General features: G+C 47.8%; 22 protein-coding genes. 18 read left to right on the top strand and 4 right to left on the bottom strand.

Annotated elements, in window-relative coordinates; translation table 11 throughout:
• Position 1: 1 nt before the first annotated feature.
• Positions 2-1,996, bottom strand: coding sequence for a beta-galactosidase (locus tag BMY78_RS08220; protein ID WP_090896542.1), 1,995 nt, complete (start codon positions 1,994-1,996; stop codon positions 2-4).
• Positions 1,997-2,188: 192 nt separating this feature from the next.
• On the opposite strand from BMY78_RS08220, the gene BMY78_RS08225 reads away from it, so the two are divergent.
• Positions 2,189-3,013 (top strand): helix-turn-helix transcriptional regulator, encoded by an 825-nt coding sequence (locus tag BMY78_RS08225; protein WP_177185677.1) that lies wholly within the window; start codon positions 2,189-2,191, stop codon positions 3,011-3,013.
• A gap of 212 nt (positions 3,014-3,225) precedes the next feature.
• Here the strand turns inward: BMY78_RS08225 and BMY78_RS08230 are convergent, their stop codons facing one another.
• Both BMY78_RS08230 and BMY78_RS08235 read right to left on the bottom strand, forming a co-directional pair.
• Positions 3,226-3,900: a hypothetical protein gene (locus tag BMY78_RS08230; RefSeq protein ID WP_090896547.1), complete on the bottom strand. Its 675-nt coding sequence runs from the start codon at positions 3,898-3,900 to the stop codon at positions 3,226-3,228.
• Positions 3,901-3,943: 43 nt separating this feature from the next.
• A complete protein-coding gene (locus tag BMY78_RS08235; RefSeq protein ID WP_090896550.1) occupies positions 3,944-4,465 on the bottom strand; it encodes a zinc metalloprotease in 522 nt (173 codons plus the stop codon).
• Between the two features lie 227 nt (positions 4,466-4,692).
• On the opposite strand from BMY78_RS08235, the gene BMY78_RS08240 reads away from it, so the two are divergent.
• From BMY78_RS08240 to BMY78_RS08260, 5 genes are all read left to right on the top strand, one after another.
• Positions 4,693-5,370, top strand: coding sequence for an SOS response-associated peptidase (locus BMY78_RS08240; protein ID WP_024632055.1), 678 nt, complete (start codon positions 4,693-4,695; stop codon positions 5,368-5,370).
• Between the two features lie 252 nt (positions 5,371-5,622).
• On the top strand, positions 5,623-6,753 hold the full coding sequence (locus BMY78_RS08245) for an NADH-dependent flavin oxidoreductase (RefSeq protein WP_090896553.1): 1,131 nt from the start codon (positions 5,623-5,625) through the stop codon (positions 6,751-6,753).
• 150 nt (positions 6,754-6,903) lie between these two features.
• A complete protein-coding gene (locus tag BMY78_RS08250; RefSeq protein ID WP_090896555.1) occupies positions 6,904-7,671 on the top strand; it encodes a DeoR/GlpR family DNA-binding transcription regulator in 768 nt (255 codons plus the stop codon).
• A gap of 19 nt (positions 7,672-7,690) precedes the next feature.
• Positions 7,691-8,149 carry an OsmC family protein gene (locus BMY78_RS08255; protein WP_090896558.1) on the top strand — a complete coding sequence of 153 codons (459 nt, stop codon included), beginning with the start codon at positions 7,691-7,693 and terminating at the stop codon, positions 8,147-8,149.
• 57 nt (positions 8,150-8,206) lie between these two features.
• Positions 8,207-8,797: a DUF2062 domain-containing protein gene (locus BMY78_RS08260; RefSeq protein WP_090896561.1), complete on the top strand. Its 591-nt coding sequence runs from the start codon at positions 8,207-8,209 to the stop codon at positions 8,795-8,797.
• Here BMY78_RS08260 and BMY78_RS08265 read toward each other — a convergent pair.
• Positions 8,775-9,704, bottom strand: coding sequence for an AEC family transporter (locus BMY78_RS08265; protein WP_090896564.1), 930 nt, complete (start codon positions 9,702-9,704; stop codon positions 8,775-8,777). The genes BMY78_RS08260 and BMY78_RS08265 overlap by 23 nt on opposite strands.
• A 216-nt stretch (positions 9,705-9,920) precedes the next feature.
• Here BMY78_RS08265 and BMY78_RS08270 point away from each other — a divergent pair, with 216 nt between their 5' ends.
• From BMY78_RS08270 to BMY78_RS08325, 12 genes are all read left to right on the top strand, one after another.
• Positions 9,921-11,003, top strand: coding sequence for a lactonase family protein (locus BMY78_RS08270; RefSeq protein ID WP_090896569.1), 1,083 nt, complete (start codon positions 9,921-9,923; stop codon positions 11,001-11,003).
• A 626-nt stretch (positions 11,004-11,629) separates the two neighbouring features.
• Entirely contained in the window at positions 11,630-12,262 is a 633-nt protein-coding gene (hxlA, locus tag BMY78_RS08275; RefSeq protein ID WP_063563327.1) for a 3-hexulose-6-phosphate synthase, read from the top strand.
• 5 nt (positions 12,263-12,267) lie between these two features.
• Positions 12,268-12,831, top strand: a complete 564-nt coding sequence (gene hxlB / locus BMY78_RS08280; protein ID WP_090896572.1) for a 6-phospho-3-hexuloisomerase — start codon at positions 12,268-12,270, stop codon at positions 12,829-12,831.
• Positions 12,832-13,305: 474 nt separating this feature from the next.
• A complete protein-coding gene (locus tag BMY78_RS08285) occupies positions 13,306-13,665 on the top strand; it encodes a winged helix-turn-helix transcriptional regulator (protein WP_090896576.1) in 360 nt (119 codons plus the stop codon).
• Between the two features lie 388 nt (positions 13,666-14,053).
• A complete protein-coding gene (gene pepF / locus BMY78_RS08290) occupies positions 14,054-15,856 on the top strand; it encodes an oligoendopeptidase F (RefSeq protein WP_090896579.1) in 1,803 nt (600 codons plus the stop codon).
• 108 nt (positions 15,857-15,964) lie between these two features.
• The gene (locus BMY78_RS08295) at positions 15,965-16,480 is read left to right on the top strand and encodes a DUF2500 domain-containing protein (protein WP_256222000.1); all 516 of its coding nucleotides are present in this window, start codon (positions 15,965-15,967) and stop codon (positions 16,478-16,480) included.
• Positions 16,481-16,714: 234 nt separating this feature from the next.
• On the top strand, positions 16,715-18,208 hold the full coding sequence (locus tag BMY78_RS08300; protein ID WP_090896582.1) for a rhamnulokinase: 1,494 nt from the start codon (positions 16,715-16,717) through the stop codon (positions 18,206-18,208).
• A gap of 1 nt (position 18,209) precedes the next feature.
• Positions 18,210-18,971, top strand: a complete 762-nt coding sequence (locus BMY78_RS08305) for a DeoR/GlpR family DNA-binding transcription regulator (protein WP_090896585.1) — start codon at positions 18,210-18,212, stop codon at positions 18,969-18,971.
• 67 nt (positions 18,972-19,038) lie between these two features.
• Positions 19,039-19,767, top strand: coding sequence for a (Fe-S)-binding protein (locus tag BMY78_RS08310; protein ID WP_090896589.1), 729 nt, complete (start codon positions 19,039-19,041; stop codon positions 19,765-19,767).
• Positions 19,764-21,281, top strand: a complete 1,518-nt coding sequence (locus BMY78_RS08315; protein ID WP_090896592.1) for a LutB/LldF family L-lactate oxidation iron-sulfur protein — start codon at positions 19,764-19,766, stop codon at positions 21,279-21,281. Before BMY78_RS08310 ends, BMY78_RS08315 begins: the two co-directional genes overlap by 4 nt.
• Positions 21,271-21,996 carry a LutC/YkgG family protein gene (locus BMY78_RS08320; RefSeq protein WP_090896596.1) on the top strand — a complete coding sequence of 242 codons (726 nt, stop codon included), beginning with the start codon at positions 21,271-21,273 and terminating at the stop codon, positions 21,994-21,996. The genes BMY78_RS08315 and BMY78_RS08320 overlap by 11 nt, the downstream gene beginning before the upstream one ends.
• A 259-nt stretch (positions 21,997-22,255) precedes the next feature.
• The gene (locus BMY78_RS08325; RefSeq protein WP_090896600.1) at positions 22,256-22,810 is read left to right on the top strand and encodes a glutathione peroxidase; all 555 of its coding nucleotides are present in this window, start codon (positions 22,256-22,258) and stop codon (positions 22,808-22,810) included.
• Positions 22,811-23,033: the final 223 nt, after the last annotated feature.

The raw sequence follows: 23,033 nt of genomic DNA on the forward strand, positions 1-23,033 counted from the left end.
ATTATTGAATCTCCAGGATTTCGATATCATACGGCCCCAGTTCCAATCGAGTTCCCTTTATAGTTCCATCCAAGGCACTGGTGTATGATGCTTGCAACGGAATGGAGACAGATTCAGGACTTAAATTCAGGATAAAACGAAACGTTCCATTCGGTCCTGAGCGAGTTGTCACCTGGACACCGTCTGGCAGAGAATGAATCTCGGAGAGGCCACATTGTTCAGCGATGGTTCGCAATAACTGGCTCAGGTAAGCTTCGTCCGGCTGGGTCGCTACATAATAGACAGCACCTTTACCCCAGTTGTTTTGGGTGACAGCCGCACTTTCGGCATAAAATTGATCCGCATAAACCGCAATCGCCTGTGCCGTGTCCAGTTCCAACACATCAGCCCATTGTGAAGCAGCATATATGTTGCTCTTCTCGTCCCGAATCTGAATTTGGTCACCACCGACGGGATCATATTCGGTAACACGCACGCCCGAGCAGGCAGATAACATACCTGGAAGTGACGCCATGACACAGCGGTTGTTATCGTTTTTGACACCAGTGCGATGCGTTAAGACCAATATGCCACCATCCGCTGCAAAAGCTTGCAGACGTTCCGCGGTGTTCTCGTCCAGCAAATACAAATGCGGAGCGATGATGATTTTGTAGCCATCCAGCGCTTCCGAGGAATGGATAACATCTGTACTGATTCCCCACTTGGTCAAGGCGCGATGCCATACTTTAATATTTTCGTAGTACTCCAGACCTTCGGCCTGTGGCTGAATTCGTAGAGCGTTTAACTGATCATGCGAATGCAGGATGGCGACTTCGTTCTGCAATGTAGAGCCTTGCAGGCGTTCGCCCAGACTGTTCACTTCGGTACACAGTTGCTGGAACTCCTTGAACCGTCGCCCTGGAACATTGCTGTGATCAATCAGTCCATGCCAGAACTGTTCTGCTCCAATAGTGGCACTGCGCCAGCGGAAATGCACGACCGCATCTGCTCCACGGGCGATAGTCTGCCATGAGTAAGCACGCAAGAAGCCGGGCTGTGGTGTGCGCCACATTGGAAACCAGCATCCCGGAGGTCCGCTTAGCTGCTCCATGATCCAGAAATTGCGGCGTTTGATGCCACGTGTCAGATCTAACGACAATGCGCCACTGTAAGGTGCGGTGTCTGTTTTGTTCGGTGAAGGGTTGGGATAGTAATCAAAAGAAGCGAAATCCAGATCCTGACCGATTTTATATTGATCTGCCTTTTGCGGATAGCTATGAAAATTATGAGTGACAAAATGATCTGGACAGTTATGTCGAATGATCTCGATTTGCATGGTTTGAAAAGCGACAATGGAATCCGACTGAAAACGGGAGTAGTCCAGCAGGAAGGAAGGATTCTGAAACGGAGAGCCGCCATAGGGTGGGGTCACCTGTTCCCAATCGCTGTATTCTCCACTCCAGACAACGGTACCCCAAGCCTGGTTGAGCTGCTCTAGTGTATTGTAACGGGTACGAACCCATTCGCGAAAAGCCTCAGAACATGCAGTGCACTGACAATCTGTGAAACTGAATTCATTATCGGTCTGCCAGCCAATCACAGCCGGATGTCTTACATATCGCTCGCTCAGCTTCTGAACAATTCGTGCACTGTACGTTCGCATGCTCGGACTGTTATAACAGCGATGGCCGCGAACTCCTTCATGGTACAGCTGTCCACTTGGCAGCACTGGCAGAATATCGGGATACTTGTCGATGAGCCAGCGCGGAGGTGTCATCGTTGGTGTGCCGATCACCACCTGAAGCCCGTTACGATGAAGGGTATCGAGCGCCTGATCCAGCCATGACCATTCGAATTGCCCATCGGCAGGCTCCATTCGGCTCCATGCGAATTCACCCACACGCACAATACGTACACCACTATCGGCCATTAATTTGGCATCCTGTTCCCACAGATGAGGGTCCCAATGTTCGGGATAATAATCAACGCCCATTTGAACAGGTCGGTTTTGGTTCATATATGTTACGCTCCTTTGGTCAGAAAAATAATGATTTTTAAGTACGGTCAAGCCCGTGCTTATTGACTCCACTATCATCATCTTGTGGAGAAGTGTCGAGTCTAATTCATTTTATAATGGATAATGAGAGGGGAATATAATAACATGTTGCGATAGGGTATCATGATCTTGCTATTTTTGGAGGAAGAACACATGCGAAATCATTGGTTTATGCCGGAGCCAGGATATGCAGGGTATGCATGTTATCCGGTAGCCTACGGAAGATATCTTGATCCAGAGCACAAGGAACATCGTCCGCACGGAATACGGGAGTATAATTTGCATCTGGTTTTCAACGGACAGGGTGAAGTGAGGACCGAGCAGGGGAACGTCCGATTAACGGCTGGACAAGGCTTTCTATATGCGCCGGGACAGGCACAGCAATATTATGCCGATCCAACTGATCCCTGGGATATCGGATGGATTCATCTGCAAGCCCACGATCTGGAGCGGCTGTTAGACTTGCGGAATCCGGATAAAGTGTGGCTATTTTCATTCTCTGGAGAGGACCGTTTCGAGGAGTTGCATGAACAATTATGTCAGCTCGGTGCAGGTTATGAGAGTGTGCATGAACCGAAATTGTCGGCGGTACTGTATGAGTTACTAGTTGAACTGGCACGGAATTCAGAGTCAATTAAAGGGGCGTCTTTACTGAACCATCAGGATACGATTCGCTCTACTGCTGATTATATTCGTCGTCACTGCACACAGCCGTTAAGTCTTTCTGAAATGGCGGATACTGCGGGATACAGCATGTATTATTTTAATCGCATGTTCAAGAACATCATGGGGGTTCCGCCGGGCAGATATCTGCTGGATTGCCGCATTCTGGTCGCAAAAAGAATGCTCGTAGACTCGGAATTATCCGTGAAACAAATTGCTTCTCAGTGCGGATTTACACACAGCAGTTATTTTATTCGTATGTTTCGGTCCTATATCGGGATGACACCGCAGCAATTTAGATCATTGTACAGTTAGGGAAACGGGGGATAAGAGGGATAAGTGAGACTTAAATAAATATCACATTAAATATGATCTCAACAAATATAGTGAATAAGTTATCACGTACCAAACAGGCATAGGCTACCATCAATACTAAAAAAACGTGCTGCCCAGTTTCTACTGAGCGGCACGTTTTTGCTATATGACTGAACAGTAGGAGGCGGGAGATAGATCCATGCCCAACGAGGTTATTTGTTCTGATTTTGGCTTTGGATTTCCTGCAGCTCATCGATGCTTAATTTGAGATCATTCTCGGGGTTCGCGCTCACAATAACGTCGGACTTCAATGCCTGCTCACCCGGTTGAGTGGATTTGGCTGCGGGTTTGATCACATACAGGCTTTGCACGGAATTCAGCAGGCTGGCAGGGGTGTCCTCATACGTTTCCAGGAAGAGTACATAATCTTTGGTAGGAATGAATTTGATATTGTCATCGTTAATAATCTCGGTATTTCCCAGCTGTCCGCCAAGCTGTTTCACTTCAATGGTGTCTCCGGCAGCATGAGTCCCCTTGAAGCATTCAGCAACCTTAATGGTATAGATTGTATAGATTTTATCAAAAGGAACAATATCCTCACCGCCCGGGTTCGTTTCCTCATCCAGAGCACTTTCATTAACAGCAGGGGCTTGTACCATATCATTCAATGCTTCAACCCGTGTTTGGATGACACTGCCTCTAACGATGGTGTTTGCTCTCTCGGAGAGATCGCCGATGCTTGAGTAGCTCGGGAAGTCCTCGGAAGCAATCATCGTGATTGGTTCATCCTTGGTGGCAGCTGTATTTGTCGTTGCTGAGGAGCAGCCTAGGGCAGATAAAATGAAAATGGAAGAGGCAAGCATCGTTAATACGCGAATTTTTTTCATGGATAGGAATCCTCCTTGGATTTAGGGGTTTGAAAATAGCGGATTAGTACTTGGATCTGACATTGTTGATGTCGAAAGTTTGAGGCTGTGTCATTGTGTTCCGGTTACGGGAGTAGAGCATGATGGAAGGGCTGGTAGTGGAGGGATTGTCCCCGAGCCAAACGGAGTGTCCGAGCTCATGAACGAATACGCTTTGAATAAAGTTGGACAAGTTGGTTGCGTCAGCCGTAATGGTGGTTGCGTTCAATTCAATACGGAAGCTTACAACCTGGCTGCCAGACACCGAGGCGTAGTTGACACCATAGGCTGTGTTATTGAAGTTTCCGGCCGTAATCGTGTTGGGGGAACTGCTCGTTTTGGTAAACTGTACTTTGGCACCGGCATTGTTCCAGTTGCTGAGAGAGGCATCCATCGGGGTTTGCCACGCGGAGGCGTAGTTATAAGTACGAATCGGGATGGTGGAGCTCGGGTAGCCGTAGGTTAAAAAAGTTGCTGCATAGATGGTACTGCCGAACATCGCGATGGCTGAAAACAACATGATGCTCATGAGAAACTTCCTTTTCATACTTAAAACCTCCAATAATTGTATTTTTTCTCTATTATAGTAACAAGGAATAGAACGATTGAAATGAGTCTTAAGTCTTTGTTTTCGTCTTGAAAACAAAGGATTTTGCTGGATTAGACCTTCTTTTCGTCTGAAAAAGTCGATTGCTGTCCATAGGTGCATGCATAATTTCCCTGCAATAACAAACAATACATTCAAATTCACGCAGGGAAAGGAAGTGCCTGAGCATGTGTAACCGTTTTTCATTGGCAGCGGATTTGGATGAGGTCAGGGATCATTTTAAGATTGAACGGGTGATGTATTACTACAAAAACCGTTACAATATCAGCCCAACCCAGCATACACCGATTATTTTGCATCAGGATGGTGAGCGGGTATTGGACGAGTTCCGATGGGGATTCATTCCGTTCTGGGGACGCGATGCAGTCAACGCCAACCTCATGACGGTGCATGAGAATCCAGCCTACTATAAGCTGGTAGAGACGAAGCGTTGTGTGATCCCATGCAATGGTTTGTATTACTGGCGTCAGGAAGGCAAGAAAAGCTATGCGGTGCGTGTCGTTATGCCCGATCGCGGATTGTTTGGCATTGCGGGATTATACGAGGTCTGGAAAGATACGCGCAAACAACCACTGCGTACCTGCACGATGCTGATGGCGGGTGCGAACATGGTTACACGGGAGTTTGGCAGCAAAATGCCGGCGATTCTGTCTGAAGAAGAGATCAATACCTGGCTGGATCCGGCGAACACACGCGTGACCCAGCTGCTGCCGTTGTTGAAATCCTACAACAGTACAGAGATGAATCTGTATCCGGTTACTCCGATGGTAGCCAATGATGAGCATGACTGTTATGAATGTGTGGAAGAGATGGACCAGAAGCTGGCATACGTACGCAGTTTCTAAGCTGAGCAAGGAGTGTAATGAGGCGGAGGGTCGTAAGACACTCCGTCTTTTTGGGTTGAGAAAGAAGGAACAAGTGTAATGGAAAAAAGGCAGGAAATGAAAGGAGCAACGAGCCTATAAGCATGGAATGAATAGGGGGTGAAAAATGAAAATTTGCAATGTGAGTAAAACGTAACTATAATCATTACAGTAAGCGAACGCATATATTCATATATCTATTAAAAGAGATATTTAATCAGGAGGGAACCACGAATGAATCCAAAGTATAGCCCAATGTTTGAACAAGTTTCACTGCCAAGCGGCATTACACTGAAAAACCGGATCGTGCTCGCTCCCATGACTCATATGTCATCGAATCCCGATGGTACTGTATCAGACGCTGAACTTGCTTATTATGCACGTCGTACCGGCGGTGCTGGTATGTCTGTTACAGCGGTAACTCATGTAACTCCGAATGGAATTGGTTTTCCGGCTCAATTTGGTAGCTATGATGATAGCTTTATTCCCGGTCTGAAACGTCTGGCCGATACGATTAAGCAGCAAGGTTCCAAAGCCGTACTGCAAATCTTCCATGCAGGTCGTCTCACGCCAGAACAAGCGGTACCGGCGGGTCAAGTCGCTGCTCCAAGTGCTGTTGCGAGTGAGCGTCCGGGGTCGCCTGTTCCAAGAGAGCTGTCTGATGACGAAATTACGTCCATCATCAAGGACTTTGGAGAAGCAACCCGCCGCGCCATTGAAGCTGGATTCGACGGTGTTGAGATTCATGGTGCGAACGGTTATCTGATTCAGCAGTTCTTCTCTCCGCATTCCAACCGACGTGAAGATCGTTGGGGTGGAAGCATCGAGAAACGTCTCACATTCCCACTGGCTGTGGTGGATGAAGTCCAGAAGGTGGTAGCTGCACATACGAAACTGCCGTTTATCGTTGGATACCGTTTCTCACCGGAAGAACCGGAAACACCGGGACTGACTATGGAAGAGACGTATGCACTGGTGGATGCGCTGAAGGATAAAAATCTGGATTACCTGCATGTATCCCTCAACGAGTTCTGGTCCAAACCAAGACGAGGTGAAGCAGATACTCGTTCCAGAATTGAATTCATCCTTGACCGTGTGGATGGTAAACTGCCTGTGATTGGTGTAGGGGCCATCCGTACCGCAGATGAGGCAGCTGAAGCTCTTCAAACGGGTGTGCCACTGCTTGCGATTGGCCGTGAGCTGATTATCGAGCCTGACTGGGTTGAGAAAATCGAAAGTGGACGTGAGGAAGATATCGAGACGATTCTCACCAAATCGGATCAGGAACGTCTGGTTATCCCTGACGGTCTGTGGAATGCAATCATCCACACACCGGGCTGGTTCCCTATGGCTGACGATAAATAAGACACTATTTCATTGAAAATGGAGGGAGCATAAGCTCCCTCTTTTTTGCACCCTCTGCGCCCTCAATGAAATTCTCCTTCCAGGGGCACTGTGGTATGATGGGATGAACAGGATTCATCTTGGATAATCAACGGTTTGGAGTGAATGAAGATGCTCGTGGCTGAACGTTATGAGAAAATTGTGGAATGGGTAGATGCACAGGGAAGTATGCGTGTAACCGAGCTTAGTGAGCGCTGCGGCGTAACGGAAGAGACAATCCGTCGTGATCTGGACAAGCTGGAGCAGGCGGGAAGGCTCAGACGTTCCCATGGCGGGGCTGTCAGCGTAAAATATAAAGAAGAGGGGCAGTCGGAAATCCCTTATCCGGAGCGGGCTGTAACTCATGCAGAAGAGAAACGCAGAATTGCGGACGAAGCGGTGAAAATGGTAGAGCCTGGTGACCGGATCGCGCTGGATGCCAGTACAACGGCGTGGTATATGGCAGCAGGTCTGCCAAACATACCACTCACTGTGTTAACCAACTCCATTAAGGTCGCGGCGGAGCTGAGTAACAAGGAACAGATCCGTGTAATCGCGACAGGCGGGCAGCTTGCATCAAAGTCCCTGTCATTTGTAGGGCCGCTTGCTGAACGTTCGCTTGATGCTTATCATGTGGATAAAGTTTTCTTATCCTGCAAAGGTGTACATCTGACCAAGGGTATCAGTGAGTCGAATGAATTGCAGGCGCTGGTGAAGCAGAAGATGATCAGCATCGCTGATGAAGTTATTTTGCTGGCAGATTCGAGCAAGTTTGGCGTGCAGGCTTTTACAAGAGTGGCGGAGCTCGGCAGTGTGGCAAAAGTAATAACGGATCTGGGCTTAGTGGAAGAGCAGGTTAACGCACTGAATGAACAATCTATAGCATGTGTCCGTGTCTAATTTGAAAGGAATGAATATAATGAAACATCCTTTTCACCTGAAAGCTACTTGGAATGGTGGACGTAACAGTGAAGGGCATATTGATGCGGGCGGGTTAAAAACAGTCATTTCGATTCCACAGGAGATGGGTGGTCCGGGTACCGGTACCAATCCGGATGAAATGCTGCTGGGTGCAGCTTCCACCTGTTATTTAATTACGCTGGCAGCAATGCTGGAGCGATCGGATATTACACCGGATGAGCTGACACTGGAGTCCGAAGCGACGGTCGATGTTACCAATAACGTATTTACGTACGAACGGATCATACACAGACCTCGCATTGTGCTCAAAGCTGACGCATCTGATGCTGATGTAACGAAGGCAGAGCGCTTGGCACATAAAGCAGAAGAGTCCTGCATGATCTCCAGAGCGGTAGCAGGTAACGTTGCCCTCGAGACACAGCCAGTGATTATAACAGCAGGGGTTAACGCGGTGTGATATACTGAAGAATAGGCGGCTTGACCGTCATTTGTGTAAGATAAGGGGAAGTTCGGTATGAACCTACAGAAAAGCAAAAACTCACGTTTTGCGCGTTTAACACGTGCTTTGAAGCTTAATTTTCTCAAATTGTTACGTGCTCCCGGCGGGGCACATAAAGTATCTACCGGCTTTGCTTTGGGTTTTGGTCTGGAACTGATCGTCATTTCGACAGCGTCACTGGTATATCTCGTGTTCTATCCCATTGTACGTTTGTCCGGTGGCTCGCTGCCAGCGGCTATTGTGGGCAACGTGGTCGGCAAGCTAACGTTCCTGCCCATCATATTGATGCCGCTTGCCAAGCAAATCGGTTCCTGGATATTGCCGGCGCACAGCATGGGGCAGGGGCTTGTTCATGAGAGTGCCTTTATGGAGCTGTTTCGCGGCAACTGGTCCGCGCTAAGTGAACTTTTGCTGGGTGGTCTGGATATTTTGGCAGGCATGTCCGTCTTTGGAGTCATCCTGGGTGTTATTTCTTACTTTGTCGTTAAGTTTTTTTATGTCAGAGCACTTAAACGCCGCTTTGAACGCCGGTTGGAGAAACGCAAGCAGGCAGCAATGTCTTCAAATCCAGCTCCCGTGCTGATCAGGAAGACATCACAATCATAATCGGCAGAATGACCATGGAGGCAGCGGTTGTCCACAGAATACAGCGAGACACAAACTGCGGAGATGCATTGAATTGCTCGGCCAAAATGACTGCGTTCACTGCAGTTGGCATGGAAGCCAGGATCAGCAGCACACTGAATAACGTTCCTTCAATCTGAAGTGCAGTCAGGATTAGATATGAGAGTACTGGCGCTGCGGCCAGTCGTACGACAAGCCCCGTCCAGAATGCTTTGCGAACGTTGGGTTTCCAAGGTTCGGAGGCACCGCGCGGTCTTAGCATCTGTGCACCGAGAATGGCTAGTACGACAGGGGAGTAACCGGCTGCGAGCATGGAGATGCCTCCATCCAGTGCCACTGGCAAGCTCAGATTGGATGCACGCAGGATGATGGCTATCGAAGCAGCATAGGTGGAAGGCATACGGAAGACGGACAGAATCGCATTTTTGACCGTGAATTCAGATCTGGCAGCAAAAAAAATTCCTACTGTGTTAACAATGATCATCTGTCCGATGACATATACCGAAGCTTTATCCAATCCAAGCTGTCCAAAGGCAAGCAATACAAGCGGGAGCCCATAATTCACGCAGTTCGTAAACGTGGAGACAAGGGTAAGTCCTGCTTTTTCGCTTGCCCCAAGCTGGAATACTCGACTCAGCAGCTCAGCTAGTGCCCACAGGGCGATCAGATTGAAGATGGAGAACCAGAACGTGCCTGTTACGTCTGTCCATGTAATTTCGGCATGCAGCAGTGTATCAAAGATAAGCGCAGGGCTCAAAATATAAAGGGAAAAGGTCGACAGCGGCCGAGTGTCCCAATTTTTGAACTGTTTTAACAATATGCCTCCGATCACCGGAAGCGATATGGGCAAAAAAACATGATATAACGTGAGCAGAAATGAATTAAACAACCGGATTCAGTCCTTTCTGGATGAAAAACCTATCTTATCATAGCAGAAGTTGATCTTTGTCGGGAATGGATTTTGGTATTGACCTGTTTAATGAGCTTATGTTTGAGGCTACTTCTTTGATGGATGCGCAGAGGCAGTGGATTGCTATTTTGATATGGCAGATTTATTATAGAAGAGGTGCAACCAGATTACATACACATAGAGGAGGAAACTGTAATGAGTGAATCAAAACGCTTGCTCGTATTGGTCGGCTCTTATGCCGAAGCGGAAAATGAGGGCATTTACGCATATGAATTGAATGAGGATACAGGTAACCTCTCCAAGCTTGACGGCATCTCGGGCGTGAAAAATCCAACGTTTGTAAACGTGGATGCTGAAGGTAACAAACTGTATGCGATCGGTGAAACGGCGTCTGCCGAAGGTAATAAAATGTCTGAAGCTGTAGCTCTGAGCATTGATCCTTCTACAGGAAAATTGTCGTTGCTGAATCGTCATGACTCCATTTCGGCTCCGCCATGTCATATCCAACGTGATCCTTCCGGACGTTACTTGATCCTTTCCAGCTACCACGGTGGTCTGGTGGGTCTGCAAGCCCTGACGGATAACGGTGAAGTTGGCGTGCTTCTGGATGAGAAGAAACATGAAGGTAAAGGTGCGCATCCTGAGCGTCAGGACAAGCCGCATGTGCATTCCGCGTTCTTCAGCCCGGATGGCAAATACATGATGGTACAGGATTTGGGTGCGGATAAAATCGCAATCTACTCCATTGATGCAGACAAGAACGAACTCGTACTGCACAGTGAAACCAAAACACATCCGGGTGCAGGACCTCGTCACTTGGCATTCCATCCGAACGGTCAATTCGCCTATGTTATTAACGAAGTGGATTCTTCTATTACGACTTTCCGTTATGATGCAGCAGCAGGCACGTTGACAGAGGTTTCCACCGTGTCCACATTGCCTGACGGCTATGACGGCAGTGAGAACACAACAGCTGAAATCGCCGTATCCAACGATGGTCGTTTCGTATACGGTTCGAACCGCGGGCATGACAGCATCGTGGTATTCGCAGTAGACGCCGAAACAGGACATTTGAAACTGGTTGAGCATGTATCTGCTGAGGGTGAACACCCACGTCACTTTGCTTTGACTCCGAATGGCAAACTGTTGATTGCAGCTAACCGTGATACCAACAATATCGTTTCCTTTACAGTAGATCAGGAGAGCGGACGTTTGAAATACACAGGTCACAGCACAGGTGTATCCAAGCCGGTATGCGTGAAACCTGTTTATCTGTAAACCCTGGATTTGCGATATATTAGCTTGGGACTCACATTGAGTTCAGGATTGATATGGACCATCTTGCTGAATTGAAAAATGGAAAAAGACCCTGCCTTGTATTTTGTGGCAGGGTCTTTATGCTGAGATGTAAAAAGGGCTAACGAACCTGGCACACATTATTTGCCCCCATCTGCACCGTTCTGAGATGTAACGAATCTCATAGACGTTATTTCATCGATTACGTCGTTTTTGAGGCTTGGAAGCCGTTTTTTCACCGAAATAACATCACTGAAGTTCGTTACAATTTGCAACCCTTTCGAATCTGTCATTTAGCGTTCGGTAGATTCCTTAGCCCTTGCAAGTTTGGTGTATCAGGGTAACCGACCTGTGGTCGCTTACTGAAATGGGAAGCCGTTTCGAGATGGTTTTGAATTCATATAACAACTGCTTTTATTCAATAGTATCGTGCAAGTAACTACCTGACTTCAAAGTGCGTACTTCCTTAATCGATAGTCAGGTTCTACAATGAATAAGTAGCCATGACAAACATTGCATGCATCTGAACTGGGTGAACGGTGCAGGCTAAATATTTAACATCCTTTACAGGACATACTCATATTTGAACAACAAAGGAGAAATGAATCGTGAAATTGCAATTGGCGCTGGACTTGGTAAACATCCCTGAAGGTATTGCACTTGTTAAAGAAGTTGAACAATATATTGATATCGTTGAGATTGGTACGCCAATCGTTATTAATGAAGGACTGCATGCGGTTAAAGCGATGAAAGAAGCCTTTCCTAATCTGCAAGTACTCGCCGATCTGAAAATTATGGACGCGGGTGGTTATGAAATCATGAAAGCAGCTGAGGCTGGTGCGGATCTGATCACTGTGCTTGGGGCAACCAATGATAGTACGATCAAAGGTGCAGTAGCAGAAGCGAAGAAACAAAACAAACAAGTTCTTGTGGACATGATCAACGTGCCTAACCTTGAACAGCGTGCTCGTGAAGTTGATTCGCTTGGCGTAGATTACATCTGTGTACACACAGGTTATGACCTGCAAGCTGAAGGACAAAGCCCGTTCGAAGATCTGCAAACGATCAAACAAGCCGTAAAAAATGCAAAAACAGCTGTAGCTGGTGGCATCAAGCTGGAAACATTGCCTGAAGTGATTAAAGCACAACCCGATCTGGTAATTGTGGGTGGCGGTATTACGGGCCAAGCTGACAAAGCCAAAGTAGCAGCTGAGATGCAACGTCTGGTTCAACAAGGGTAAGACAGATGAGCACAGAGCAATACGCAGTGGACATCTTGAAAGAGCTGGAACGTACGCTAAGCCAGATCGACGACTCGGAGATGCAGGCCATGGCGGAACATATTCTGGCTGCCGAACAGGTTTTTGTGGCAGGAGCAGGCCGATCCGGTCTGATGGGCAAGGCTTTTGCCATGAGATTGATGCAGATGGGGCTTCGGGTATATGTAGTTGGGGAGACCGTTACGCCAGGGATCAGCCCGAAAGACTTCCTCTTGTTATGCTCAGGCTCAGGGGAGACAGGCAGTTTGGCGGCGATGGCTCAGAAGGCCAGTAAAGCAGGGGCTCCTGTGGGTCTGATCACAATTAAACCAGAGTCCACCATTGGGCAGTTGTCAGATACCGTGGTTCGTCTTCCGGCCTCCGCCAAAGAGGATACAGCGACCGCCGGAGCAGCCGTGACCATTCAGCCGATGGGCTCACTGTTTGAACAGGGGCTGCTGCTGAGCATGGATGCACTGGTGCTCACCATGATGGAAATGAAGAGTATGACTGGAGCAGACATGTTTGGGCGTCATGCGAACTTGGAATAGTCCATGTGTCATAAACTTTATAAAGTAGAATAGATAAGTTGAACTAAACATTTACAAAATAACGTAGAGGACAGAAATAAGCTGGAGAAGCGGAGCGTTCGCCTTTATGACCAGATTTTCACTTTTGATAAATAGGATGAAAAAATTGGGCAAAACAGTGATCGGAAGATTGTTCTGTCATCGGAGTGGCTAGTGTAAATATTCATTAGTTCAACTTATATAGATGGAAGACCGGAATTTCCTTGAAAAGAGGGAGTTCCGGTCTTTTCTGTTATCGTTGTTTGTGGTCTGATTCGGGGTTTGCTTAACATTGGAGTCATGCTATAGTAAAATGTATACAAGCTGTATCGAACCAATGAACCCGTTATATGATACAAGGGAGCGGCAAGTTCTCCTGTTGCGGAGTGTTCTTGTGATATGCGAATTGCATTTTAGCGATATAAGATCGAATGGAAGAGAAGGGGGCTCGGTGCCATGGCGTCCGAAGTTAAGGAACGGATCAACTTGAAAGAGATTAACTGTGAGAAAGAATTGACCCTTGCGGTGATCGGAGGCAAATGGAAACTGATTATTCTATGGCATCTGGGTCTTGAAGGCACTAAGCGTTTCAGTGAATTGAAGCGATTGATTCCTCATATTACCCAAAAGATGCTGACCAACCAGTTGCGCGAACTGGAGGAAGACAAACTAATTGAGCGCAAAGTGTATGCAGAAGTACCTCCTCGTGTTGAATATACGTTGACGGATCACGGCCACAGCCTGATGCCTGTGCTACATGCGATGTATAACTGGGGCAAGAACTATGGTGAAAATGTAATTTGGAAATCAGAATAAGTTAAAGTCAGAACGAACCGCCGGGTAAATGGTTACTTCCATCACCCGACGGTTTTTTATATTTTGGTCAGTGGATCAACAGTTTACTCCAAACGCAGTGGGCAGAAATATCTTCAAGAAGTAGAGCTAAAAGCTTTCTGAAGGAAAGCTACATCGGAAGCATATGCTTATCCCCGGATTTCCCCTTTAAAAAAGGGATCAAAAAATCTGGGGATAACAGCGATCGGAAGGTTATTCTGCCGGCGGATTGACGCGAGCAAACTACATTTTTCAACTTGGGTGTGAATCCATTGAACCCAAAGCCTCATTTTAGGATATGTAAGGTATAAATGCTCCGAATATGATACGATGAGAGATATTGGAAATGCAAGGAGGATGACATATAACGATGGAAAAAATACGTACACGCGATGAAGTAAGCCAAGAGACGACCTGGGATTTGCGAGACTTGTTTGCGACTGACGAAGAGTGGGAGCAGGAGCTTAGATCACTGCCTGAAGCTGCTGCGCATATTGAAACATTCAAAGGACATCTGGGCGAAGGCGCTGAGCAGCTGCTGGCCTGTTTGGATGCACGCGAAGCTTTGCAGGAACGCATTAGCAGAACGGCTTCATATGCCAGGCTGAAACAGTCGGAGGACAGTACCAACCCCGTGAATATTGAAAATTCAGCCAAGGCGGGAGACATCTTATCGAATTTGTCGTCGTCCTTGTCTTTTGTGAATTCCGAGATCGTGAATCTTCCCGATGGAACGGTTAAACGTTATATTGAAGAACTTCCGGGTTTGCAGCCGTATGCCCGCAGTCTGGAGCGTCTAATTCAGGAAAAAGAACATCGTCTTTCGCCCGAAACGGAGAAGGTACTCGCTTCCCTTGGGGAAGTGCTGGATTCGCCATACCGGATCTATCTGCGCGGTAAATTGGCAGACATGACGTTTGACGATGCACTTGACGGCGATGACCATAACCGCCCGCTGTCCTGGTCATTTTATGAGAACAATTATGAAATGTCATCGGACACAAAGCTGCGACGCTCTGCGTATGCCGCATTCAGTTCCAAGCTGAACGATTACAAAAATACGTTTGCTGAAGGATACGCCACCGAAGTGAAGAAGCAGGTCGTCCTGTCCAGACTTCGTGGATATGATGATGTTACGGATATGCTGCTTAGCCCGCAACAGGTAAGCAAAGAGATGTATAACAATGTCCTGGATATCATCCAGCAGGAACTCGCACCTCACATGCGCAGACTGGCAGCTCTTAAGAAACGTGAGCTAGGTCTGGACAAGCTGATGTTCTGTGATCTGAAAGCACCATTGGACCCTGAATTCAGTCCTGCTATTACATATGAGGAAGCATGCACGCTCATTCGGGAGGCTCTTGCCGTGCTGGGACCGGAATATGGCGACATTGTGGAACGTGCCTTTAGTGAGCGTTGGGTAGATTACGCGGATAATGCGGGCAAGTCGACAGGAGCTTTTTGTTCGTCCATATATGGTTCTCATTCCTATATCCTCATCTCATGGGCAAATAATATGCGCGGAGCATTTACACTTGCCCATGAAGTCGGACATGCCGGACATTTCATGCTTGCCGGGCATTACCAACGCCTCACGAATACACGACCGTCCCTCTATTTCATCGAGGCGCCTTCAACGATGAATGAAATGCTGCTGGCAGATCATCTGTTGAAACGTTCTGATCATCCGAGAATGCGTCGTTGGGTCATTTTGCAATTGCTCAATACGTATTACCATAACTTTGTTACGCATCTGCTTGAAGGTGAATTGCAGCGTCGGGTGTATGCACTCGCCACCAAGGATGAACCGATCACAGCGAAGACGTTAAGTCAGCTGAAAGGAAACATCCTCTCCGAGTTCTGGGGGCCTGAACTGGTGATTGACGAAGGGGCCAAACTGACCTGGATGAGACAGCCTCATTATTATATGGGATTGTATCCATATACCTATGCAGCAGGTCTGACGGCATCTACCGCTGCTGCACAGCTGATTCGGGAAGAGGGGGAGCCTGCCGTAGATCGCTGGCTTGACGCCTTGAAAGCGGGAGGAAGCCTTGATCCGCAAGAGCTGATGAAGCTTGCAGGTGTGGACATGTCCGGGCCTGAGCCGATTCGTAGTGCCGTGGCCTATGTTGGCAGTCTGGTCGATGAACTTGAACGTCTGTATTCGTAATCAGGTTCATATAGTATACGGACAAGGCTTGTAGGGTTGTCTGCGTGCACCGTCTCCTTGGCAGGGGACGGTGCATCTTAATTTGCAGGGAGAAGGGAACGATGATGAATGACGTCATTGAGCATATCTTCATCACTGGGCTGGTTAAGCATGGATGGCTTCGGTATTTTTGATGACATGAATGATGTTCCGGGATTTGAGGGCAATCAGGGTGGTTTTTTTGCTGGTTTCAATGAGTTTGGAGCAATGAGTGCGTTTGGATCAATCTTTATCGGCGGCATATTTCTCATCATTGCGGGTGTTATTGTTTATGCCATTATTTCCGGGGTACGCACATGGTCATCAAACAATGCATCAGCGCTGTTAACTTTGCATTCAACAATTGTGGCCAAACGAACAGAAGTCACAGGTGGGAGCGGGGACAGCAGTGCATCTACCTGGTATTACGCCACGTTTGAATTTGATAATGGAGATCGTGTGGAATTAAATGTTGGCGGCAGTAATTACGGGATGTTTGTAGAAAATGACCGAGGCATGCTGACGTATCAGGGGACAAGGTTTAAGCATTTTGAAAGAGATGTGCAGCCTCAGTCCGGTGTTAGTAAAAACAGCTTTTATACGTGAAATAACATTGAGACGGCTCCTCCCGAGTGGAGAGAGTCGTTTTTGGTATGGGTAAAAGAAACCAATCACAGGGTATTCAAACGCTTACAATGATGATATACTCGTAAAATAAAGCTAAACAGTATAAAACAAAAATAAACAAACAACAAAATAAAGAATAAAGTACAGAGCAGCTAGGAATGAAATTAATAAAAAGGACGAAATACAGGTGGGATGAAGGGTTGGTGAAGAGCGGTGAGTGTGCTGGCATATGATTTGGGTGCTGGAAGCGGGAGAGCATTGCTGGGTCATCTGAATGATCGGGGAATGGAAACGATGGAGATCCATCGGTTCAAGAATGAACCGGTAAAAGTGGGTGAGCGGCTGCACTGGGATATATTGAGGCTGCACCATGAATTGCTGGAAGGGCTGAACCTTGTTAAACAAAAGGGAGAGCAGCCTGAAAGTCTGGGGATTGATTCCTGGGCGGTTGATTTTGGACTGCTTGGAAGTCATGGTGAGTTGTTGGGTAATCCTTATCATTACCGTGATACACAATTTAACGGCATGATGGATCAGGTGCGTAAGGAATTGACCTCTCAGCGAATTTTCGAACGCACAGGCATCCAGTTTCTTAGCTTTAACACACTGTATCAGTTGGCAACACTTAAGCGAAAAGGCTCCCCACTGCTTAACGAAGCGGAGCGTTTCCTCATGATCCCCGATCTGCTTCGTTACTTTCTGACCGGTGAAGCGGTGAATGAGTTTACCAACGCTACCACAACACAGCTATACAATCCAACTACAGGGCATTGGGACAGTGAGCTGCTTGCACATATCGGTATTTCGGAGACGCTGTTTGGCGAAGTGGTCATGCCAGGTACTCGAGTGGGGCAGCTGCGCAGCAGCATTTGCAGTGATCTTGGCCTATCTGCCATTCCGGTTATTGCAGTTGCAGAGCATGACACAGGTTCGGCCGTCGTGGCAGTTCCGGCAACAGAGCGTTCATTTGCCTACCTGAGCTGCGGAACCTGGTCACTTATGGGTACGGAGATTGATCACCCCGCCATCAGTTCCGAGAGTTTGGCACTCAACTTTACGAACGAGGGTGGGGCAGGTGGCACGTTCCGTTTGCTCAAGAACATCATGGGCCTGTGGATTTTGCAGGAATGCATGCGTGAATGGGAACGGAAGGGGCAGGGGATCAGCTATGCGGAGTTACTGAGCAGGGCGGAACTTGCTCCTCCATTTGCGAGTCTGTTTGATCCCGATGATGATCGGTTTATGCCGGCAGGGGATATGACCTCTCGTATACAACAATATTGCCGTGATACAGGGCAGGCTGAGCCGCAAGATCAGGGGGCTATTGCCCGTTCCATTCTGGAGAGCCTTGCACTGAAGTATCGGAGAGTGCTGGAATGGACAGAACAACTGTCCAGACAGTCTTTTAATGGATTGCATATGGTCGGTGGTGGCATTCAGAATCGCCTGTTATGTCAGTGGACAGCCAATTCCATTGGCAAACCGGTATGGGCGGGGCCAGCAGAAGGTAGTGCGATCGGGAACATGGCTGTACAGTGGATCGCAAGTGGAGCCTTTAAAGATATATGGGAAGCCCGCAAGGTCATTCGCGATTCATTCCCAGTTTCCGATTATGAGCCAAAGGACAGACCAATCTGGGAAGAGGCCTACGGTAGATTCCTAAGGTTGACGGCTTCGCCCAAATCACAAGCTGGGAGCGAGGTGTAACATGCTGGCAGCAGAGCGCTATGACCGGATTGTGGAGATGGTTAATGTTAAGGGCAGCATGCGTGTCTCCGAGCTTAGTGAGCACTGCCGGGTAACAGAAGAGACCATTCGGCGAGATCTGGACCGGCTGGAGCAAGCAGGGCGACTGCGTCGTTCCCATGGCGGAGCTGTTAGCGTGAAGGAAGAGCAGCCGGAGATCCCTTACCGGGTAAGGGAAACAACACATGCTGAGGAAAAGAAAAGAATTGCCCAGTCGGCTCTATCCATGATTCGTCCGGGTGATCGAATTCTACTGGATGCCAGCACAACAGCAGGGTATATGGCGGCCAATATGCCGGATATGCCACTGACCGTATTGACCAACTCCATACAGGTAGCCACCGAACTGAGCAGCAGGGACAAGATTGAAGTCATCTCGACGGGAGGCCAGTTGGCCCAACGATCTCTGTCTTTTGTTGGACCGCTCGCCGAACGTTCTCTGGAGACATATCATGTCGATAAATTGTTTCTGTCTTGTAAAGGTGTGCATCTGGAAGGCGGCGGAATCAGTGAATCCAATGAGCTTCAGGCACGGTTGAAGCAGAAAATGGTCGGTATATCCGACCAGGTCATTTTGCTTGCAGATACGAGCAAGTTTGGGGTTCGTGCATTTGCCCGGGTAACCGGGTTAAATGCGGTTCATGCGGTGATCACGGATCAGTCGCTTGATGAAGATGTGATAGAACGACTGAACAGCTATGATATCTCAATCACAACGGTATAAAACAATACGATATTCGATACGTATATGCGTTATAACAACAATTCATCAGTTATAGGAGCGTGTAATTATGAAGGTCTCCTTATTCATTACCTGCCTCAGCGATGCCATATATCCCCGTGTGGGGGAGGCGATGGTGAGATTGCTCGCCGCTCACGGCGTTCGGTTGGATTTCCCGCCCGTGCAGACCTGCTGCGGTCAGCCTTCCTACAACAGCGGGTATTGGGATGAGACACGGGTAGCCGCCAAAACGATTATGGAAGCCTTTGATGACAGTGATTTTGTCGTCTGTCCTTCGGGCTCCTGTACGTACATGATTCATCATTATCCAGAGCTGTTTGTCGATGAACCTGTATGGCTGGAGAAGGCTAAACGTTTGGAAGCCAAAGCCTACGAATTCACACAGTTTCTCGTTCAGGTGCTTGGCATCACCGATTTGGGTGCACATTTTCCGCACAAGGTTACATATCATCCCTCCTGTCATGGCAGCCGTTTGTTAGGCGTAAAGGATGAGCCTATGGCATTACTTTCGGCAGTAAAAGGTTTGGAATTTGTCCCCCTTCCTTACGGAGAGGACTGCTGCGGCTTTGGTGGTACCTTTGCCATCAAAATGCCGGATATATCTGGTGCCATGGTCACAGAAAAGGTAGATCACATCAAAGAGACGGAAGCCGAAGTATTGGTAGGACTGGATATGGCCTGTCTGATGAATATCGCAGGTAATCTGCGGTATCGGAATGAACCAGTACGTGTGATGCATTTGGCCGAACTGCTGTACGAGGGGGTGCAAACAGGATGAGTCAACCCGGCGTAATGGATGTTACCGTCAAAGAACGTGCAGAACTGGCTTTGAATGATGATTTCCTGCGGAAAGCCGTCAAGTTTACGACAGAGCGATTGCGTAATGGCAAGAAGTCTGCATCGGAAGAACATGGCAACTGGGAAGAATGGCGTGAACGTGGACGTCAGATTCGTCTGCATACGATCGCACATCTGGATTATTACCTTAATGAATTCGTCAATAATGCACGCGCCAATGGGGTTCATATTCATTTTGCCGATACTTCGGCAGAGGCAGCGGCGATTGCACTGGATATTGCGGCCCACAAGCAGGCTTCCACCGTGGTGAAATCCAAGTCGATGGTGTCCGAAGAAGTGCATCTCAATCATGTTTTGGAGTCCGCAGGTATTGAAGCGATAGAGACCGATCTGGGTGAATACATCATTCAATTAGCGGGTGAAGCTCCATCTCATATCGTCATTCCGGCTATTCACAAAAACCGTTACCAGATTGCGGACCTGTTATCCAAGGAAGCGGGAGAAATTCTGGAACCGGACACCACCGTACTTGCCGGATTTGTACGCAAAAAGCTGCGGGAGAAATTTCTTGAAGCCGATATTGGCATGACTGGCTGCAATTTTGCCATTGCGGAGACAGGTTCCATGGTCCTATTTGAAAATGAAGGCAATGCCCGCATGGTATCCACCGTGCCAAAAACACAGATTACCTTAATGGGCATGGAGCGTATCATTCCATCCTGGACGGATCTCGAGGTGATGGCGACCCTTCTGCCACGCTCCGCGACAGGTCAAAAATTGACGATGTATATGTCAGGCATAACCGGTCCTCGTCGAACAGAAGATGGGGACGGACCAGATGAAATGCACATTATTATCGTGGATAATGGACGTTCACTCCAGTTGGGTGATCCCGAATTCCAGGAGCTGTTGAACTGTATTCGCTGCGGGGCCTGTCTGAACGCTTGTCCGGTATATCGTCATATCGGCGGGCATGCCTATGGTGGAACCTACAGCGGACCGATCGGAGCGGTGCTGACACCTGCACTCAATGGCAATATTGATGAATGGAACGACATTGCGGGTGCTTCCAGTCTGTGCGGAGCCTGTTATGAAGCCTGTCCGGTCAAAATTCCGCTGCATGATATGCTCGTATATTTACGCAGACGCAAGGTGGAAGAGGGTCATGGCAACAAACTTGAGAGTGTTGGCATGAAAGGTTTTGCAGCGGTTGTATCCAATTCCAAACGATTCGGAGCGGCTATACGTCTCGGACAGATTGGTCAGAAAGCCGTTGTGCGTAATAACGGAATTTCACTTAAACTTGGGCCCCTCAAGGGCTGGAACAGCTATCGGGTTGCGCCAAGCCTCGCGAAGCGTTCCTTCCGGCAGCAGTGGAACAAGCTGGATCAGGAGCTGAATCAGGAGAAGAAAGAGATGGATTCTTCCGTTCGGGACCGAATGGAACAGATTCTGCGTGAGCGCGAGGGGGGCGGTGGTCAACATGAACACTGAACATCAGGAATGGCTGGAGCAATTGGAGAAGAAGTCCCGTGCGAAGCAGGAACACTTTATGAATGATATTGCGTCCAAATTGAGAAGACCACGGCAGACACATGCTCCGACTCAACCTTTTCGCGGTGCACCCGCATTCTGGACGGATCTGGATTGGGACATAGATAAGCGCATACAGGCATTTACCGATAATTTTGTGAGTGTAGGTGCTCATATTGCGCGGGTAAGAGACATTGGCGAAGCCTCGGATTTCATCGCTAACAAATCTCATGAATTAAGCGCGAAATATATCATACGTCAGAATGAACAGGCGCTGACCGAACTTGGATTGGAAGAGCAACTCCCCGATGTGCAGATTTCTGTATGGAACAGCCAAGCAGAGGAGAACTGGAAGGCACGGGCAGCCGAGGCAGATATCGGTGTAGTCATGGCGGATTATGCAACAGCATATACGGGTTCCGTCACGGTGCTTTCTTCGCCAGAAAAGGGACGCTCAGTGAGTCTATTGCCCACCGTACTCATCATTATTATTCCGATTGAACGGCTCTACACCAGGCTCGGTGAAACGCTTGATCGCTTCGATGAAGCGGGAAGAGAGAATCTTCCCGCAGGCATTCATTTTATATCCGGTCCCAGTCGTTCTTCCGATATTGAAAATGATTTGACGATTGGGGTACATGGACCGGGGATTGTCTATGGTCTTATTATGGGGTAACACCATTCGAAATGCTTCACCTCACGAATGACTGTCCAAAAGCAGCCTTTTTGTCTGCGAAGGGCAGTTTTTTCTATGTCTAGTATGTCCAATATGAAAAGGATAATGAGCCATCTAATCATATGGCAGCAGATAAGATATTTTATAGATAAAGGCTATTAATATTATAATTATTATATATTTAACCTATCAAGAGAAGCGGCGTATAATCCATTTCAAGAGAGGGTTCATGTGAGACCCGACCAAGGAGGCGTTATGAATGAGCATATTTTCTTATCAGGTTCCATTTATGGATGGACACGCGGGTGATTTATCTGTTTATGAGGGGAAGGTGCTGCTTATTGTGAATACAGCCAGCAAGTGCAGTTACTCTCGACAATTTACGGAGCTTCAGCACCTGTATGAGCAGTATCGTGATCAAGGGCTGGAGATCCTGGCGTTTCCCTGTGATCAATTTAATCACAAGGAGCCGGGCAGCAGTGATGAGATAGCTCAGTATTGCAGGAATCATTTTCATATATCCTTTCCGATTTTTGAGAAGATCGAGGTTACCGGACAATCCATACACCCTGTGTTTCGCGATCTGGTCGAAGCTGCCCCATTTGAAGGTTATGATATGGAGTCGGAAGAAGGTCGGTGGATGGATCAATTCGTCAAGGAGAAACATCCCGATTTATACCGGGGAGACGGGATCAAATGGAATTTCACCAAATTTCTGATTGATCGAACCGGGGAAGTGAGTGTCCGCTATGAGACTACAGTTGCACCGATAGCGATGGAGTCCGCGATTCGGGATTTGCTGAGACAGGCCTAGTTTGAGTTTGAGCGAACTGTGTATCTTCAAAATTCTAGTGTTCGTTCAGAGCTAAATATTTTTTATATTAATGGACCAAAGGGAATTTTACTCATGCCAATTCGGATGGATACCCATTGGTCCTACGACTTTGAGACTGTTGAAGATTAGGACTGGAAATGTTAGGGTAAAAGAGAGATAACGAAGGAACCCATTTTTTTTATTCTAAAATGACCAATATACT

Source organism: Paenibacillus sp. OK076, from assembly GCF_900110055.1.
In the GTDB taxonomy this organism is placed as follows: domain Bacteria; phylum Bacillota; class Bacilli; order Paenibacillales; family Paenibacillaceae; genus Paenibacillus.

Coding starts and splice junctions, on each gene's coding strand:
- BMY78_RS08295 (WP_256222000.1), top strand. CDS start 15,965: ATGACGTCATTGAGCATATCTTCATCACTGGGCTGGTTAAGCATGGAT.
- BMY78_RS08225 (WP_177185677.1), top strand. CDS start 2,189: ATGCGAAATCATTGGTTTATGCCGGAGCCAGGATATGCAGGGTATGCA.
- BMY78_RS08245 (WP_090896553.1), top strand. CDS start 5,623: ATGAATCCAAAGTATAGCCCAATGTTTGAACAAGTTTCACTGCCAAGC.
- BMY78_RS08220 (WP_090896542.1), bottom strand. CDS start 1,996: ATGAACCAAAACCGACCTGTTCAAATGGGCGTTGATTATTATCCCGAA.
- BMY78_RS08235 (WP_090896550.1), bottom strand. CDS start 4,465: ATGAAAAGGAAGTTTCTCATGAGCATCATGTTGTTTTCAGCCATCGCG.
- BMY78_RS08230 (WP_090896547.1), bottom strand. CDS start 3,900: ATGAAAAAAATTCGCGTATTAACGATGCTTGCCTCTTCCATTTTCATT.
- BMY78_RS08255 (WP_090896558.1), top strand. CDS start 7,691: ATGAAACATCCTTTTCACCTGAAAGCTACTTGGAATGGTGGACGTAAC.
- BMY78_RS08240 (WP_024632055.1), top strand. CDS start 4,693: ATGTGTAACCGTTTTTCATTGGCAGCGGATTTGGATGAGGTCAGGGAT.
- BMY78_RS08250 (WP_090896555.1), top strand. CDS start 6,904: ATGCTCGTGGCTGAACGTTATGAGAAAATTGTGGAATGGGTAGATGCA.
- hxlB (WP_090896572.1), top strand. CDS start 12,268: ATGAGCACAGAGCAATACGCAGTGGACATCTTGAAAGAGCTGGAACGT.
- BMY78_RS08260 (WP_090896561.1), top strand. CDS start 8,207: ATGAACCTACAGAAAAGCAAAAACTCACGTTTTGCGCGTTTAACACGT.
- BMY78_RS08310 (WP_090896589.1), top strand. CDS start 19,039: ATGAAGGTCTCCTTATTCATTACCTGCCTCAGCGATGCCATATATCCC.
- BMY78_RS08325 (WP_090896600.1), top strand. CDS start 22,256: ATGAGCATATTTTCTTATCAGGTTCCATTTATGGATGGACACGCGGGT.
- BMY78_RS08320 (WP_090896596.1), top strand. CDS start 21,271: ATGAACACTGAACATCAGGAATGGCTGGAGCAATTGGAGAAGAAGTCC.
- BMY78_RS08315 (WP_090896592.1), top strand. CDS start 19,764: ATGAGTCAACCCGGCGTAATGGATGTTACCGTCAAAGAACGTGCAGAA.
- BMY78_RS08305 (WP_090896585.1), top strand. CDS start 18,210: ATGCTGGCAGCAGAGCGCTATGACCGGATTGTGGAGATGGTTAATGTT.
- BMY78_RS08285 (WP_090896576.1), top strand. CDS start 13,306: ATGGCGTCCGAAGTTAAGGAACGGATCAACTTGAAAGAGATTAACTGT.
- pepF (WP_090896579.1), top strand. CDS start 14,054: ATGGAAAAAATACGTACACGCGATGAAGTAAGCCAAGAGACGACCTGG.
- BMY78_RS08270 (WP_090896569.1), top strand. CDS start 9,921: ATGAGTGAATCAAAACGCTTGCTCGTATTGGTCGGCTCTTATGCCGAA.